Annotated in this window: 16 protein-coding genes; 5 read left to right on the plus strand and 11 right to left on the minus strand. The window is 43.1% G+C overall.

Annotated features, from left to right (window positions below; genetic code table 11):
- Nucleotides 1-18 precede the first annotated feature (18 nt).
- The 5 genes from L0P89_RS00130 to rpsF all read right to left on the minus strand — a co-directional run bounded on the left by L0P89_RS00130 (nucleotide 19) and on the right by rpsF (nucleotide 4936).
- Complete coding sequence (locus tag L0P89_RS00130; protein ID WP_235268070.1) at nucleotides 19-489, minus strand: DUF6495 family protein; 471 nt, start codon at nucleotides 487-489, stop codon at nucleotides 19-21.
- Between the two features lie 62 nt (nucleotides 490-551).
- Nucleotides 552-3731, minus strand: a complete 3180-nt coding sequence (locus L0P89_RS00135; RefSeq protein ID WP_235266372.1) for a TonB-dependent receptor domain-containing protein — start codon at nucleotides 3729-3731, stop codon at nucleotides 552-554.
- A gap of 98 nt (nucleotides 3732-3829) precedes the next feature.
- Nucleotides 3830-4282, minus strand: coding sequence for a 50S ribosomal protein L9 (gene rplI / locus L0P89_RS00140; protein WP_235266373.1), 453 nt, complete (start codon nucleotides 4280-4282; stop codon nucleotides 3830-3832).
- Between the two features lie 14 nt (nucleotides 4283-4296).
- A complete protein-coding gene (rpsR, locus tag L0P89_RS00145) occupies nucleotides 4297-4593 on the minus strand; it encodes a 30S ribosomal protein S18 (protein WP_235266374.1) in 297 nt (98 codons plus the stop codon).
- Nucleotides 4594-4597: 4 nt separating this feature from the next.
- A complete protein-coding gene (gene rpsF / locus L0P89_RS00150) occupies nucleotides 4598-4936 on the minus strand; it encodes a 30S ribosomal protein S6 (RefSeq protein ID WP_235266375.1) in 339 nt (112 codons plus the stop codon).
- Between the two features lie 238 nt (nucleotides 4937-5174).
- On the opposite strand from rpsF, the gene L0P89_RS00155 reads away from it, so the two are divergent.
- Nucleotides 5175-5867 (plus strand): LytR/AlgR family response regulator transcription factor, encoded by a 693-nt coding sequence (locus L0P89_RS00155; RefSeq protein ID WP_235266376.1) that lies wholly within the window; start codon nucleotides 5175-5177, stop codon nucleotides 5865-5867.
- 2 nt (nucleotides 5868-5869) lie between these two features.
- Here L0P89_RS00155 and priA read toward each other — a convergent pair whose 3' ends face one another.
- From priA to nadC, 4 genes are read right to left on the minus strand one after another with little or no spacing between them, the layout of a single operon-like run.
- Nucleotides 5870-8329, minus strand: a complete 2460-nt coding sequence (gene priA, locus L0P89_RS00160; RefSeq protein ID WP_235266377.1) for a primosomal protein N' — start codon at nucleotides 8327-8329, stop codon at nucleotides 5870-5872.
- An 8-nt stretch (nucleotides 8330-8337) separates the two neighbouring features.
- Nucleotides 8338-8763, minus strand: a complete 426-nt coding sequence (locus L0P89_RS00165) for a DUF2147 domain-containing protein (RefSeq protein ID WP_235266378.1) — start codon at nucleotides 8761-8763, stop codon at nucleotides 8338-8340.
- Nucleotides 8760-9734, minus strand: a complete 975-nt coding sequence (locus L0P89_RS00170) for a YihY/virulence factor BrkB family protein (protein ID WP_235266379.1) — start codon at nucleotides 9732-9734, stop codon at nucleotides 8760-8762. The genes L0P89_RS00165 and L0P89_RS00170 overlap by 4 nt, the downstream gene beginning before the upstream one ends.
- The gene (gene nadC / locus L0P89_RS00175) at nucleotides 9735-10592 is read right to left on the minus strand and encodes a carboxylating nicotinate-nucleotide diphosphorylase (protein WP_235266380.1); all 858 of its coding nucleotides are present in this window, start codon (nucleotides 10590-10592) and stop codon (nucleotides 9735-9737) included.
- 93 nt (nucleotides 10593-10685) lie between these two features.
- Between nadC and rlmH the strand changes: the two genes are divergently transcribed.
- Nucleotides 10686-11159, plus strand: coding sequence for a 23S rRNA (pseudouridine(1915)-N(3))-methyltransferase RlmH (gene rlmH, locus L0P89_RS00180; protein ID WP_235266381.1), 474 nt, complete (start codon nucleotides 10686-10688; stop codon nucleotides 11157-11159).
- Between the two features lie 7 nt (nucleotides 11160-11166).
- On the opposite strand, the gene serA is transcribed toward rlmH, so the two are convergent.
- Together serA and L0P89_RS00190 are read right to left on the minus strand one after the other, a co-directional pair.
- A complete protein-coding gene (gene serA, locus L0P89_RS00185; RefSeq protein ID WP_235266382.1) occupies nucleotides 11167-13059 on the minus strand; it encodes a phosphoglycerate dehydrogenase in 1893 nt (630 codons plus the stop codon).
- Nucleotides 13060-13206: 147 nt separating this feature from the next.
- A complete protein-coding gene (locus L0P89_RS00190) occupies nucleotides 13207-13659 on the minus strand; it encodes a methyltransferase family protein (RefSeq protein ID WP_235266383.1) in 453 nt (150 codons plus the stop codon).
- A gap of 43 nt (nucleotides 13660-13702) precedes the next feature.
- Between L0P89_RS00190 and L0P89_RS00195 the strand changes: the two genes are divergently transcribed.
- The 3 genes from L0P89_RS00195 (at nucleotide 13703) to L0P89_RS00205 (ending at nucleotide 16997) form a co-directional block, all read left to right on the plus strand.
- Nucleotides 13703-14281, plus strand: a complete 579-nt coding sequence (locus L0P89_RS00195; RefSeq protein ID WP_235266384.1) for a non-canonical purine NTP diphosphatase — start codon at nucleotides 13703-13705, stop codon at nucleotides 14279-14281.
- 145 nt (nucleotides 14282-14426) lie between these two features.
- A complete protein-coding gene (locus tag L0P89_RS00200) occupies nucleotides 14427-16157 on the plus strand; it encodes a DEAD/DEAH box helicase (RefSeq protein WP_235266385.1) in 1731 nt (576 codons plus the stop codon).
- Between the two features lie 66 nt (nucleotides 16158-16223).
- Nucleotides 16224-16997, plus strand: coding sequence for a carboxypeptidase-like regulatory domain-containing protein (locus L0P89_RS00205; protein ID WP_235266386.1), 774 nt, complete (start codon nucleotides 16224-16226; stop codon nucleotides 16995-16997).
- Nucleotides 16998-17049: the final 52 nt, after the last annotated feature.

The following is a 17049-nucleotide window of genomic DNA, read 5'->3' on the forward strand; positions in this document are numbered from 1 at the left end:
CGAAAGAATGACGATTGGCTATTCAATGATTTCATCAAACCATTGATAGAGTTCGCCTTTAGTGATGACCGCACCCTGTTGAATCAAATCAAATTTATCTTTGTTCTTGTCTCCGCCATATGCCTTTGAGGCCGTCAGATATTCGACAAAGTCAGATTGAAAATTACGTTTGAACCAGGCAAAACCTTCCTTCGTACGCAAGTCGATCTCAGGGTTCAATACCTTGACCGATAGCAGTTTCATTTCTTTTTCGGTCAGTTCGAACAAATGCATATGCCTTTCTGAAATGTTCTCAAGATATTTCACCTTTGACAGCACACCTTCCCAAATCAAATCACTGAATATGTCGAGTTCTTCTTCAACCATTTCGGGCTTTTCTTTTTTTAACCTTTCCCATTCTTCAGCCGTAATGGATTGTGTGGCCAAAAAATTGGTGAATTCTTGGTGCAACTCCTCAAATTGCTCTTTTGTAAGCCGTTTATATTTCATAACATAGTTCAAAAACAAAGCCCTGATTTTCAATCAGGGCCTTTTTATTGCTACTCAAAATACTAGTCAAGAATGTAGCGTACCCCCAATTGGGCCCTCCATCTTGAAAGCGCACTGGTGTTTGCCGTAAATGTATTGGTCAAATTTGGGTCAAAAGTATAGGTTGGGTTGTTACTGTCATCAACCGTTACGCCCAAAATCTGATTAAAGGTAGGTTGCTCGACCACTCCCCAGTCAGAATTGATCAGATTGCCTACGTTCAACACATCTAGACTCAACTGTAATCTGTTTCTATCATTGATTTTGATGTCTTGCAATACTTTAAGGTCCCATCTACCCCTCCATGGAGCCAACGCGCCATATCGTTCGGCATAACTGCCACGATTCTCACTCAAGTAGTCATCTTGTTGGATAAAAGCCTCAAAAGCTTCAGCTTGACCTGGACCACTAAAGGTCATCTGGTTCAATTCACTTGCCGTGGGAATGTAAATCAAATCGTTGATGCTAGACCCATCATTATTGATGTCACCACCATAGATGTAGTTGAACCTTCCTCCTTGGGCATATTCGAAAAAAGTAGATACCGTGGTACCCGTTGAAAATGCCTTTGAGACCACGCCAATAATTCTGTGGGTGTCACCATATCTTGAAAAGGCCAAAACATCATCATTGGCATTGCCTACAACGGCATTGGCGGCAAAAGCATCACCTGTGATCTCTGCTTCAATTGAGTTTACCTCTTTTGAGTTCAAGTAGTTATAGGCCAACATGGCATATAGCCCATCTTCCCATGTTTTCTGGGCTTTGAAAGAAGCGTTGAAAATTCTACCCTCATCAGAATTGGTGAATACATAGGCATTATTTGGGCCGAACAACTGTGACTTATCATCATTGGTATAAACCGCACGATTATCACCTGGGGCGTTCAATGTAGCCGATGGAGTATCCAATCCCCAATTCTGAACGTGGGCGGCATTGATGTCTTTCGTATATGAAAGGTCAGTGGTCAACACCAAGCCATTGTCAAAGGCCTTGTCAAGTCCAATATTGGTTCGCCAAACCTGTGGAAACTGAAAATCTGGATCCACCGCCTGATAAAAGAAGAAATCAGTACCCTGTACTTGGTTACCCAACCAAACAAAAGGAAAACGACCTGTGAAGAGGCCCGAACCTCCTCGAATTTGAAGCGTATTATCGCCATGCACATCCCAATTGAAGCCCACACGGGGAGAAACCAAGAAATCATTGTTGGGCAACTGCTCTGAGTCGATCAACACTTCATTTCCATTCTCAGGGTCAAAATAGACGATGTCAGGCGCATAAGTGCCTCCTTCTGCCAATGCGCCCCCTTTTCGAGCAATGTTTTCGCGAACTTTATCTGCTGTATCGAAAAATAGCGGTTTATCAAAACGAACCCCGTAGGTCAATTTGAAATTGTCGGTCACGTCCCACTCATCTTGAAGATAGAACGCCAACTGACCCACATTGGTTTCTGCGAGGGCCCACCCGCCAGGCGTACCATCGGGGAATTGGTTGTTGCTGGCAAATATGGCCTGCGCAGTTTGAATTTGGCCATCTATCAAACCTCCGGGTTGTGCCGCATCGAGAAATTCCTGTACACTCCTAAAATTGCCAAACGTATCATCAGATCTTGGAAAACCAAAAGTGCCTCCATATACCCCAAGGTTAAATGAATTATCAAACTGGAATTTTTCATATGAGAAGCCTATGGTATAGGTGTGGTCACCTTTGAAAATGTTCAAATTATTGGTAATCTGAAACACCTTCTGATCCAACCGGTTGTTAATCGAGAAAGGCTCATGGCCTGCCACTATATAGTTCGTTCCGCCGTTTTCAATGATAATGCTGGGTGCCGGTGTTGACAAAGGATCTCGAAAGTCGTCAAAATGTGTGTACCCTACCTGAAGCTTATTGACCGCCTCATTTGATAGAGTTGAATTGAGTTCTAACTGTACTGAATTTATATTGTTGTTGATTTCGTAACCTGAGTTCTCAAATTGCAAAGTAGCTGCATTGGGTCCTCTAAAGCCCAATGCCGAAGGGTGGGCAGGTTTTTGTTTCGATGCCCTCAAAAAGTTATAGATGACAGCCAGTCTATTGTTATTGTCAATGTTCCAATCTAGCTTGAAAATACCTTTGGTAGATTCTTGGTCAAAGTTGAAGTTTTCAAAACTGCCCGTATCGTAGCCCAAAGCGGCCAAAGCGCTCTGTACGTCTTGCAAGTCTGTGACAGAAACCCTTGACTCATTGATGGCCCCTGTTCCCGTGTTGGGAACGAAACCGGCGGTACCCAATTCCGTTAGGTCGTCTTTTTCAAAATTGGCGAAGAAAAACAGCTTATCTTTTATGATCGGTCCACCAACACTGATACCGTATTGAACCTGTTCAAGACCGGTCTTGAACACATCATCACCGTTAATCTTGCCTCCTGTAAGATCGTCATTTCTAAAAAAGCCATAAACAGTGGCATAAAAGTCATTGGTACCGCTTTTGGTAACTGCGTTGACCGTAGCCCCTGTAAAACCGGATTGTGTCACATCATAGGGAGCCAGTGATACTTGAATTTGATCTATCGCATCCAATGAAATGGGCTGGGCACTGGTCTGCCCGCCCGGTGTGGGGGCATCCAAGCCAAACGGATTGGCAAAGAAAGAACCATCCAAAGAAAAATTATTGAACTGATCGTTTCGACCACCAAATGAAAGTCCGCCATCTGCGTTGGTAGGTGAAGAGGCACTCGGTTCCAACCTTGTGAAATCACTTGCCGATCTTGAGATGGTGGGCAATCGGGTAAGCTCTCTGCGTCCGACATTTGTTTCAGAACCTGTTCGGTCACTACCGAAAGTTCCTGTTTGATCACCAACAACGACAACTTCATCCAAAACCTGACTATCTGATTGTAGGCTCACGTTATGGTTAAAGGTCTTACCCAATGAAAGAAAAATATCATTCTTTACATTGTTTTTGAAACCGACATAAGAGATGGTAACCTCATAAGGCCCCCCTACCCTTAGGTTAAGCAGGTTAAAACGGCCATCTTCATTGGAAATGGCCCCATACTGTGTTCCTGTGGGGGTGTGTACGGCCACAACGTTTGCACCCAATAAAGGTGCTCCTTGGTCATCTACCACTTTGCCCCTGATATTCGAAGTGGTCACCTGTGAAAAACCAACAATACTTATCAAGGAGGTCAATAAGAAAAAGAGTAGCTTTTTTTTCATGTGTTCTTTGTTAAGTTAGTCTTAAATTAAGGCAAACATAGTGCAAAAAAAAGAGCTATGCGTGCATAGCTCTTTTAAGTTATCAACGTCATCGCCAATTATTTGGCCTCAGCAATAACCTCAAAATGAAAATCAACGATAACCTCTCTGTGTAATCTTATCTGTGCATTGTATGGGCCCGTTCTTTTGATGGTACCTCCTTGAATGTTTATAAACTTTCTTTCGATGGTATGACCAGCTTTGTCCAATGCCTCAGCCAAATCGATATTGCTGACAGAACCAAAAAGTTTCTCGGCAGCCCCCACCTTGGCGGGTATCTTGATTTCAAGCTCTTTGAGGGCATCGGCGGTCTTCTGGGCCTCTTTAATGGCCTTCTCTTCTTTATGGGCCCGCTGTCTAAGGGTCTCTGCCAGTACTTTCTTCGCTGAAGGGGTCGCCAAAGCAGCCAATCCTTGCGGAATCAAGTAGTTTCGACCATAACCGTTCTTTACGGTTACAATATCATCTTTAAAACCCAAATTTTGTACGTCTTCTTTTAAAATAAGTTCCATTTTTCACAAAATTTTTATTTCAACATATCACCAACGTACGGCATCAAGGCCAGGTGGCGAGCCCTTTTGATGGCTTGGGCCACTTTTCTTTGGTACTTCAACGATGTGCCCGTGATTCTTCTTGGGAGCAGTTTGCCCTGCTCATTGACCAGTTTCATCAAAAAATCAGGATCTTTATAATCAATGTATTTGATACCTGATTTTTTGAACCTGCAATATTTCTTCTGCTTGCTGGTTTCTATGTTCAAAGGGGTCAGATACCTGATTTCCCCATCTTTCTTCGATTTTGCCTGTTGTTCAAGTGTTGCCATGTCGCTAAGCTTTTGCTTTTAGTTTGTCTCTTCTCTTTTCGGCCCACGCAATGGCGTGCTTGTCTAATTTAACGGTCAAAAAACGCATGATGCGTTCGTCTCTGATCAGTTCTACCTCATAAGGGGAAATTACCTCCCCTGGTGCGGTAAACTCGAACAAGTGGTAAAAACCACTTTTCTTGTGCTGAATGGGATAGGCCAATTTTTTTAGCCCCCAATCTTCTTTGGAGACCATTTTGGCACCATTCTTAACCAAGAAATCCTCAAATTTCTTGACTGTTTCCTCTATCTGCGTATCAGACAGAACGGGATTCAAAATGAAAACAGTTTCGTAATGGTTCATAAATATCTATTTTAAAAAGGAGCGCAAAAGTAAGAATTCTATCTTCCATTCACAAGAAAATGAAAAAAACTTCGTTTTCCATTTTAAGAGTTATTAACAAAAAACAATTGAACAAAACCTACATTACATCTGAGGCCATTTACACAACAGAATAGGCAATGTTTACATCTTTTGTTGTAGTTGACCGTGTTTTTTATGTAATTTGCCGATGATTTAACCCCACAAATCACCCCAATCTATGAAATTAAAAAGTATAATTGTAGACGACTCGTCAATGCAGCGCATGGCCGTTGCAAAATTGGTTAACAACCATCCGCACTTAGCCTTGGTAGCAGAGTACAGTAATGCCATCGAAGCAAAGAACGGATTAAAAAACCATGAAATCGACCTTATATTTTTAGATGTCGAAATGCCCATCATAAATGGATTTGACCTTTTAGAGGCCCTTGAAAATCCACCACAGGTCATTTTGATTACGGGTAAACCCGATTACGCCCTCAAGGCATTTGATTATGACGTAACCGACTACCTGCACAAACCTATTACCCTGGCCCGTTTCGAAGCGTCTGTTAAAAGGGCGGTGGCCAAGTATGAGCAAATGAACAAGGTCGATGAAGACGAAGAACATATCTTTGTGAAGAGCAACCTTAAAAAACGTAAGGTCATACTTAACGATATCAAGTGGATCGAAGCACTTGGCGATTACATCAAATTGGTGACCGATGAGGCCAATATTGTTATATTGTCCACAATGAAGTCATTCGAAAAACAATTGCCGCCAGAGAAATTCTTGAGAATCCATAAATCGTACATCGTAAATCTCGAGAAAATCGAAAAATTCAATAGCAAAAACGTTGAAGTCGATGGCAGGCAGATTCCACTAAGCAGAAATAAGAAGACCGAGTTGGCAGAAGCGCTGTCAAACGCATAGAACTATATGTGGTCGACATTATAGACCAGTCTGACACTTTTATACTGGGAAATGGCATTAAAGGTTTTTTCAATTCTTTTAATGCCTTTTTTTATTTTGGATGGTGAACGGGACAAGTTGATCTTTATCAGTATATTCTTCAGGTAATACCTTCGGATACGGGCCACTGGTGGGTACTCAGGCCCCAAAATGCGTTCTTGTGGCAATAGGTTTTTCAAGGCCTCTGCAAACCATTCGGAAGCCTCGTTCAACTTATTGAAGTCTTTGTCTTTCAACGTAACCTTGATGACCCTTACCACTGGGGGATATTTGAAATGCTCCCGCTCATAGAGCTGGTTCTCAAACATTTCGGTATAGTCATTGGTCGAGACCTGTTGCAAAATTCTATGATACGGATTATAGGTCTGCACCAACACCTTACCTCTCTTTTTGGTACGCCCCGCCCTACCGGCCACTTGGGTCAACAGTTGAAAACTGCGTTCGTGGGACCTATAATCAGGAAAGTTCAGCAAGGTATCGGCGTTCATAATGCCCACTAGGCTCACATTTCTGAAATCAAGGCCTTTCGTCACCATTTGCGTACCGACCAAAATATCGAATTCTTGCTGCTCAAAGGCACTGATAATTTTTTCATACGCATGCTTGCCACGGGTGGTGTCAAGATCCATGCGCCCCACTCTGGTATCTGGAAATAAGGTGACCAGTTCTTCTTGTACCTGCTCGGTACCAAAGCCCTTTTTATCCAATGTAAAACTGCCACAGGCCATACAACTGGCCTCTGAGACCATGTGATAGCCGCAATAATGGCATCGCAACTGGTTTTTATACCGATGGTACGTCAAACTGACATCGCAATTGGGGCACTGGGGCGAATGCCCGCAAGTGGTACACTCGACAATCGGCGCAAAACCGCGACGGTTCTGAAACAAAATGATCTGCTCGCCAGCGTTCAGGGTTTCGGTCATTTCCTCTAGCAGTCGTTCTGAAAAGTGACCTTTCATCTTTTTGCGCTTGGTCGCCTCTTTCAAATCGACCAATTCAATATCGGGCATCAAAACTTTTCCGAAACGCTCATTGATTTCAGCATGTCCATATTTGCCCGTTTTTGCATTTTTCATGCTCTCAATGCTTGGGGTGGCCGACCCCAACAGGCAATGGCAATCGTGATATTGTGACAGCACAATGGCGGCATCTCTGGCGTGATAGCGCGGGGCAGGATCAAATTGCTTGAATGATTGGTCATGTTCTTCATCGACCACTATCAATCCCAAATCTGAATACGGTAAGAAGAGGGCCGAACGGGCCCCTATGATGATCTGTGCCTTTTCTTTTTGTTGCAGTACATTGTTCCATACCTCTACCCTTTCGTTCAAATTGTATTTTGAATGATAGACCGACACCTTGTTCCCGAAATAGTCACGAAGCCTGTTGATCAATTGTGAGGTAAGCGCTATTTCCGGTAAAAGGTACAGGGCCTGTTTACCCTCATCGACCACGCGCTGCAATAGTTTGATGTACACCTCTGTTTTGCCAGATGAAGTCACACCATGCAATAAGGCCACTCTTTTTTTTGATGAAAATTGAAGCTGCAACGAATCATGGGCCTCTTGCTGTGGCCGGTTCAGCTCTATCCCTTCTTTGGTGGCTTCGCCATGATGTTCGACCCGGTCACGCTGAAGATAATACTGCTCGAAAACCTGTTTGTCGATAAGGGATTTGATGACTGCCTTTGAGACGTTTCCCTCTTTCTCCAAACTACTTGACTTTATGGGCTTTTTTGTTTCTGCCTGTAGCTGAAACAAGGAGAGCACGGCATGGCTTTGCTTGGGTGCCCTTGTCAAACCATCCAGTAATTCCTGTAATTTCTCCTCGTTTTGGTAAATCCCTGACAGTTTGACAAACCGTACCCTTTTGGGTTTATACTGCTCATACAATTCTTCTTTTTGTACGACCACTTGCTTGCTCAGCAACCTGTTCACTACCGGTAATGCATTCTTTCGGTCAATGATTTGACAGATGTCGTCAATCTTAAGCGATTCTTGGTGTTGCAATGCCTCAAAGACCAAAAACTCATCATCCCTGAGGTCGGCTTCATCGACCTCTTGGTTTTTATTGGGCAAGATCAAGGTTTCGCTTTCGAGCAAAAAAGCACTGGGCAGCGCACTTCTCACCACCTCACCCAATGTGCACATATAGTAATCGGCAATCCACTGCCAATGTTTTAGTTGAATGGCATTGACCAATGGAACATCATCCAATATTTGATGTATTTCCTTTGCTTCATAAGCTTCTGGTGGGTTTTGGTGTACCTGATGGCAAAGGGCCGTATATATCTTTGATTTGCCAAAGGGAACCGCGATGCGCATGCCCGGCTTGAGAAAATCTGATTCTTGTTCAGAAATCCTGTAAGTGAAAAAACGCGCTAAGGGAATCGGTAATACAACATCTACAAAATACTCCATACCCCCTACTACTTTACCCTGTGCCAAATCTGGGTACGATAGAAAAATGCCACATAGCCCCGCACCATCAGTTCATCGGGATTATCAGGATTCAACCATATCTTGCCCCTGAATTCTTTGCCATTTTCAGGGTCCAAGAGTTTTCCATCTTCATAAGTATCCCCATTTTTGACCAGGCCACGAACCACATTAATGCCAACAATTGGCTTGTTCTTCAAGTCACCGTTGCATTTCTTGCAAACAGCATCTTCTTCTCCCTTTTCCAAGACTTTTCGAATGACCCCGTAGATTTTTCCACCCTTTTTGTAGACCTCTACTATGGCCTTGGCCTTTCCTGACGCATCGTCGATTGTTTTCCATTTTCCAAAGACATCCTGTGCATGCATACCGTGACAGGTCAACAACAGTAAAGCAATCTTGTGGCACACCTTCATGATCCTTGTTTTTTAGGGTGTTTCTTCTTTAAGGCGTTAAGCGTGGCATTTAACTCAAAGCCTAATAATAAAATACTGGAATTCAACCAAATAAATACCATAAATATAAGTAATCCTCCAAGTGCCCCGTAAAGCTCGTTGTACCGTGCTATTTTTTCTACGTACACTCCAAAAAGATAGGAGGTCAGCAAAAACAGCAATGTGGTCATCAAAGCCCCAGCCGAAAAGAATTTGGCCTGCTTGCCCTCAGCGGTACCGAAATAATAGAGTATGGCCGTTGTCAAATATGACAAGAGTGCAAAAAACAGCACTTTTGCCATTTGAACAACAAAAGCATCGCCTTTTTCCACATCAAACCCGATAGCTCGACTGAAATATGCATTCGTACTCTCAAGCACCAATTCAAAATATACAAAGACCACGGCGCCGACCATAACGAGAATCGATAATATCAGTCCGACCATCAGGGCATAGGCATATTGCCGAAAAAAGTTACGGGTCAACTCTACATGGTATGACGTCTCAAAACCCGAAAAAATGGAATTTACCCCGTTGGCCACCAAAAAAATGGAAATCACAAAAGCGGATGAAAGCAGTCCCCCCCTTTTTTGGTCTTTGATCTGTTGATAGATATCGCCAAAATAGTCACTGGTCGCAGAAGGCAGAAAAGATTCCAAAAAAAGTAAAAACTGGGCATCAAAATTCTCATTGCCAATACTTACATACGGAATGACAAATGGTATCAAGGTGACAAAAAAAATCAATAATGGAAAAATGGCCATGAACACACTGAATGCTATAGAGCTTGCCCGTGTTGACAATGCCCCTTGTATGATACCGACCACGTACATCTCAATGAGATCATAAAATGAGAGGCCCTCAAAAGCTTTCAGTCTGATCTTTTTCAATAGGGCCACCGCCCAATTGACCACCGGAATCTTTTGCAATTGCTCTTCAATAGGTTTGGACATCTATACGGCCTTTAGACTTAAATCTTTATTGTATACAGAATGTGTCAACGCACCCGATGAAATATAATCAACCCCGCATTCTGCGTATTTTCTTAAAGTTTCCTCATTAATACCACCTGAAGATTCGGTCAAGCATCGGTCTCCGATCAACTCAACCGCGGTTCTGGTGTCTTTATAGTCGAAATTGTCCAATAAAATACGGTACACGCCCTGTGATTGCAATATTTCTTTGACCTCATCCAAATTTCGTGCCTCAACGATAATCTTGAGGTCCTTTCCAATTTCTTCAAGATAGGTTTGGGTTTTTTTAATGGCCTTGGTGATACCGCCCGCAAAATCGATATGGTTGTCTTTTAGCATGATCATATCATATAGGGCAAATCTGTGGTTTTCGCCCCCACCGATCTTCACGGCCCATTTTTCGAGGGCCCGTATACCGGGTGTGGTCTTTCGGGTATCCAAAATCTTGGTCTGTGTTCCTTCGAGCAGATCCACAAAGTGCCTGGTCTTCGTAGCGATGGCGCTCATGCGCTGCATTGCGTTGAGTACCAAACGTTCGGCTTTTAATATAGATTGGGAGCTTCCTTCCACATAAAACACGATATCACCATGGCTTACATGGGTTCCATCGGTTATCAAAGTTTCTATTGACAGTTCTGGGTCAACATAGCCAAAAACCTGTTTTGCAAATTCAACCCCTGCGATAATGCCCTCATCTTTTACCAAAAGCTTCGCTTTGCCCTTTGCTTCTGAAGGAATACAGGCCAGTGAGCTATGATCACCATCCCCTATATCTTCGCGAATGGCATTGGAAATAATCAAATCCAGCTCGTTTTTAAATAGTGCTTCGGATATCATTAACGGACAGTTTGCTGCGAAATTACCAAAATAAGCCTTAAACAAAAGGGTGATCAAGTAGCCCTTTTTTGAAAAGGGGTTATTTTTGGAAACATGACCATCACGCTACTTGCCATAGGTAAAACGGACAGCCAAGAACTGAACAGCCTGATAACCACCTACACCAATCGGTTGAAGCACTATGTGAAGTTTACTTTCGCTATTGTTCCGGCCATCAAGAACACCAAAAACCTGTCAGAGCGACAGCAAAAGGAAAAAGAGGGTGAAGTGCTATTGAAAAATATACAACCTTCTGATATACTGATACTTCTTGATGAAAAAGGAAAACAGTATTCTTCGATACAATTTGCCTCTTTACTTCAAAAACAAATGAACAGTGGCATCAAGAACTTGGTATTTGCCATTGGTGGCCCCTACGGATTCAGTGAAGAGGTCTATAAAAGGGCCAATGGTAAAATGGGGCTTTCAAAGATGACGTTTTCGCATCAAATGGTACGGCTTTTTGTGGTGGAACAGTTTTATCGTGCCTTTACCATTCTCAAGAATGAACCCTACCATCATCAATAGGGAATGATCAGTAAAGCACCCTAAACTTAATGGTATTCTCTACATTTTTAAGCGCTTTTGTCACTTCTTTGTCGTAGTCTTTGTCAATATCGGTGATCACATAGCCAAGTTCATTGTCTGTAGAGAGATATTGCCCCGTAATGTTCATGTTATACCTGGCCAAGACCTCATTGATGTGCGCCATGATACCCGGTACATTTTTATGAATGTGCAAGAAACGATGCGCATTGTTCTGCTGTGGCAATCTGATATTCGGAAAATTCACCGCATCTACGGTATTGCCTGAATTGACATAATCCATGATCTTATTGGGTACAAAACTGGCAATATCTTTTTGGGCCTCTTCGGTGCTTCCCCCGATATGGGGCGTTAAAATAACGTTCGACAAACCTTGTAGCTCGGTAATAAACTGCCCATTGCTTCGTGGCTCTGAAGGATATACATCTATCGCGGCACCGCCCAATTTTTCTGATTTCAGAGCTGCGGCCAGATCAGGGATATTGACCACAAAACCCCTAGAAAGGTTGATGAGCAGCGCACCGTCACGCATTTGGTTGATTTCTCTTTCGCCGATGAAGTTTTCATTGGCCTTGTTATCGTCAATATGTAAACTGACCACATCGGATACCGAAAGCAGATCTTCAAGAGTGGCACATCTCTTGGCATTTCCCAAGGCCAATCTATCGGCCACATCGTAGTAATAAACACGCATACCTATTGCCTCGGCCAATACCGAAAGCTGTTTACCGATGTTGCCATAGCCAACAATGCCCAAATTCTTGCCCCGTACCTCATGTGCATTCGTAGCGGTCTTGTTCCATTGGCCCTGATGAATTTCTGTACTTCGTGTAAAAATGTTGCGCATCAGCATTATAATCTGCCCAATGGCCATCTCGACCACCGAACGGGTATTGCTGTAGGGGGCATTGAATACCACCACACCCCTTTTTTTGGCATATTCCAAATCTATCTGCTTGGTGCCGATACAGAAAGCCCCTACGACCAACAGCTTATCAGCGGCATCCAATACCTTTTGGGTCACCTGTGTTTTTGAACGGATGCCCAAAACATGGATGCCCTTGATCTTTTCGATCAATTCCTCCTCAGGTATGCTATGCTTGACCATCTCTACTGCAAAGCCATCTTCAGAGAGATTATCAAAAGCATCGTGGTGTACGTTCTCGAGCAGCAGTATCTTGATCCTGTTCTTCGGATATGATATTTTTCTCGGCAAATCGTTCACAAACAAAAATTCATCTAGATTGGGTGCTACGTGATCGGCATTATCGGCCGCCTTCTCTCGATGTACATTTTCGGTATACGCAAAAAATTTATGGGCAATACCTGCTTCGCGCATCACATAATCACTGTAGCCATCACCGATTACCTGAACTTCCCCGTCTAAATCGAGCTGTTTCAGGCACTCTATTTTTCCGTTGTGCGTGGCAAGTACGTTCTCTTCGTCAAAACCGATAATATTTCCCTCTTCATCAAATGTAAAAGTATTTGCATAGACCCGCTCTGATGGGATGTTATATTCAGCTACAATGGGGTCAATGAATTCTTTGAATCCACAGGAAATCACATAGATATCTTCTGAAAACTCTTCAAAAAACTCTTTGTTGGCAGCAATGGATTTTGAAATCTTCTGACGTAATTCACTGACGAGCCCATCGAGATCATCACGGTGGGCCTTCAGAAGCCTGATGCGCCGTTCAAGCGATTCAGTGAACGAAATATCACCGTCTATACCCAAATTGGTGATATGCTGTATCTCTGCTATGATCTCGTCTTTGCTCGATTTACCGTGCAGGGTCATTTCTGCAAGAACATCTAAGGCCTCTACCCTAGTCAATGTACTATCAAAATCAAAGACATACTTACGTGCCACCTCTATCATATTGAATTGAGAAATTAAGTTTCAAAAGTAAAAATTTATCCTCTCGAAAAACATCGGCCACGTCAAAAAAGGAAAGTGATGCAATCTAAAAGTGAATATGGTGCGAATTTGATTTTTATGTTGCCCAGAAATTATCAAATTATCAATTCAGAACCAACGACGAACCGCTTTCAGGTAAAGTTGGTATTCTTTCCCAAACTTTTTGAGCAGCGCTTCTTCTTCATACTTGATTTGAAAATGGTTCATGAAATAGACAAACCCGGCCGCCAAAAGTGTATTGAACGCATTTCCCAATTTAATTCCGAAAGCCAGCAATAGTATGAGCATGGCGAGGTAAATCGGATTTCGTGAATACTTGAAAACCCCTTTGTTCACCAACACACTTGCCTTTTCGGGGTGTATGGGATCTAAGGTCGTCTTGACTCTCTTTAGTTGGTACAAGGCCAGAAGAAATACGATTATGGCGAAGACAAATAGGGCAACGGCCATTTGCGGTCTTCCAAAGAAATCAAACTCCCCAACAGGCAAAAAACGATCTAACAGGTACATCAAAAAACCAAAGATGACCATTACCAAAGGGGGAATAACCTTAATCTTCATGTTTACGAAAATACTACTTTTGAAATCCTTTTATCGATTGACCATGAAGCTTGTTTTTGCCACGCACAACCAAAACAAATTCAAAGAGGTAGCGGTGCTCATGCCCAAAAACATCGAATTGCTCTCGTTGAATTCGATAGGATGCCGTACCGAAATACCCGAAACGGGCGCTACCCTGCAAGAAAATGCCCGAATCAAGGCCGATTTTGTGACCCAAAAGTACCAGCTGAACTGTTTTGCCGACGACACGGGACTCTTAGTTGAAGGGTTGGATGGAAGACCCGGGGTATATTCGGCCCGCTATGCGGGCGAGCATAAAAGTGCTATTGACAACATGCAAAAAGTGCTTACCGAATTGCAGGGTGCCGAAAATCGAAAGGCCTATTTCGAAACCGTCATCGCGCTCAACATCAATGGCGAACAATTCATGTTTTCTGGAAGAGTGGACGGGAAAATCATTGAAAACCCAAGAGGCGAAAAAGGTTTTGGCTACGACCCGATTTTTATTCCCGAAGGTTACGACAAGACCTTTGCCGAACTATCCTTAGAAACCAAAAACAAAATCAGCCATCGCGGTCAAGCCATTCAGCACCTGATTCAGTTTTTAAAGAAAAATAGTTGACAATCAGTAAATAGCATTACCTTTGCCGCTTTATTAACGCCGCCGGTCCCGATAGCTGTCGGGAGAGAAGTGTTGCGATGGGCATAAATAGAACAAGGGAATCGCTCGATGCAACACACATTTTTGCGATAACATATTTCTATTTATGACACCATTTGAAACGTTGGGGTTAGACAAACCCTTATTAGATGCCATTTCCGACCTCGGATTTGAATCTCCCTCAGAAGTACAAGAAAAGGCCATTCCCATATTGCTTTCCGATGAAACCGATTTGGTTGCCCTGGCACAGACGGGAACGGGAAAAACAGCTGCTTTTGGTTTTCCTTTAATACAGAAGATTCAAAGCGAAAGCCGCACCACACAAGGCCTGATATTGTCACCTACCCGTGAACTCTGCCTGCAGATCACCAATGAGATGCAACATTACGCAAAATATGTCAAGGGCTTGAACACTGTCGCCATCTATGGCGGTGCCAGTATTACCGAGCAGGCCAGACAGATCAAAAGAGGGGCGCAAATAGTGGTAGCGACCCCAGGCCGTATGAAAGACATGATCCAACGGGGCATCGTTGACATCTCAAAAATCGATTATTGCATTCTTGATGAAGCCGATGAGATGTTGAACATGGGCTTTTATGAAGATATCAAGGACATTCTTTCGAATACGCCCAACGAGAAATCGACTTGGTTGTTCTCGGCCACCATGCCCAAAGAAGTGGCGACCATAGCCAAAAAATTCATGCACAAGCCAAAAGAAATCACCGTTGGTGAGAAAAATGTGGGTGCGGTCACCGTACAACATGAATTTTATCTCGTAGGTGGGCGTGACCGCTATGCTGCCCTTAAGCGATTGGCAGATGCCAATCCCGGAATTTTTTCCGTGGTCTTCTGCCGTACCAAGCGTGATACACAAAAGGTAGCCGAAAAGCTCATTGAAGATGGCTATAATGCCGGCGCCCTGCACGGTGACCTCAGCCAGAACCAACGTGATTTGGTGATGAACGCCTTTCGAAAAAAGCAAATCCAAATGTTGGTGGCCACCGATGTGGCAGCGAGGGGTATCGATGTCGACGATATCACCCACGTGATCAATTATCAACTTCCTGATGAAATCGAGACCTACACCCATCGCAGCGGAAGAACGGGCAGAGCTGGCAAATCTGGTATTTCAATGGTCATTGTTACGAGAAGCGAGCTTAGAAAAATAAAGGCCATCGAAAAGAAAATCAAACAAGATTTTGTCGAAAGAAAGATTCCCACGGGTATCGAGATCTGTGAAATACAATTGTACCATCTGGCCAATAACATCAAGAATACCACCATCAATTCTGAAATCGAGGGATATCTCCCGGCCATCAACGATGTACTTCAAGGCATCGACCGTGATGAGTTGATCAAAAAGGTGGTTTCTGTCGAATTCAGCCGTTTCTACAATTATTATAGCAAGACCCGTGATTTGAATACCGGCGTTGGTGGCTCTGAAAATGGAAGAGGTGATGGGAAGTCCTCAGATGGTTCTGTTCGCTACTTCATCAATGTGGGTGAACGTGACGGCTATGATTGGATGTCATTAAAAGATTTTCTAAGGGATAACCTTGGCCTCGACAAAGACGACATTTATAGGGTCGATACAAAAGATAGCTTTTCATTCTTCAATACCGATGCCCGTCTGACACCTTTGGTACTGGAAACCTTTAAAGATTTCAAGGTCAAAGGGCGATATATCAATGTAGAGGTCTCAAAGAACCCTGGAAGGGGCTCTGGCCGCAAAAAAGACAAAAATAGGGGCCGAAGAAAAGACAAGAGGTCATCATTCAAAGAAGGTAAAGGCAAGTCAAGAAACCGCAAAAACAAGAGAAAACAGGGCTTCTTTTAGTTAAGGGTATATTAATTTCGAGGCCCTATCTTCTTTGTTTAGTATTTTTATGACGAAAATTGCTGCATGAAAAAACTTTTCCCTTTGGTTTTCTTACTGGTTTGTTTTCAAGGATTTTCCCAGGAAGAAGATACCCTCCCTTCCCAAGAATTGACTGCCACTGTGGTCAATGCACAGACCGATTTACCTTTAGAGAGTGTGCATATCATCAACTTGAACAAGGTCATCGGCACCATCACGAATCCAGAAGGAAAGTTTACCATTACGGCCTCCGTCAATGACACTCTGTATCTCACCTATTTAGGGTTCAAATCCCAAAAGGTAAGGGTCACCAATGACATGTTTCGGTTCGGGGACACGAAGGTCGCGTTGACCGAATTGGCATATGCACTTGAAGAAGTGATTGTAAGGCCCTATCAGCTTACCGGTTACCTTGAAATCGATGTAAAGAACCTGCCCATCAACAATTCATATCAATACAGTATCTCTGGGCTCAATAGAAGCTATGAGGCCGGCAATAAGAGTCCGAGTGCAGTGACCAAGGTACTAGGGGCCATATTGAATCCTGCAGATTTATTGCGCAATCTCTTCGGCAAAAAACCACAGCAGATGCGTAAACTTCGAAAAATGAAAGATGATGATGAGATACGCAATCTATTGGCCTCAAAATTTGACCGTGAGACACTTACCCAGCTTTTGCAACTTGAAAAAGTTGACATTGAAGATATCTTGAACAATTGCAACTATTCGAGATCGTTCATCATGACCGCCAATGATCTTCAAATTTTGGATGCCATCAGCAGTTGCTATGAAGAGTACAAAGTACTTAACAGAAAATGACCTTCGTCTCAAATAAATTTTATAATTACGTTCGCATTTTTTAGCTTTAGGC

This window comes from Muricauda sp. SCSIO 65647, assembly GCF_021534965.1.
In the GTDB taxonomy this organism is placed as follows: Bacteria; Bacteroidota; Bacteroidia; order Flavobacteriales; family Flavobacteriaceae; genus Flagellimonas_A.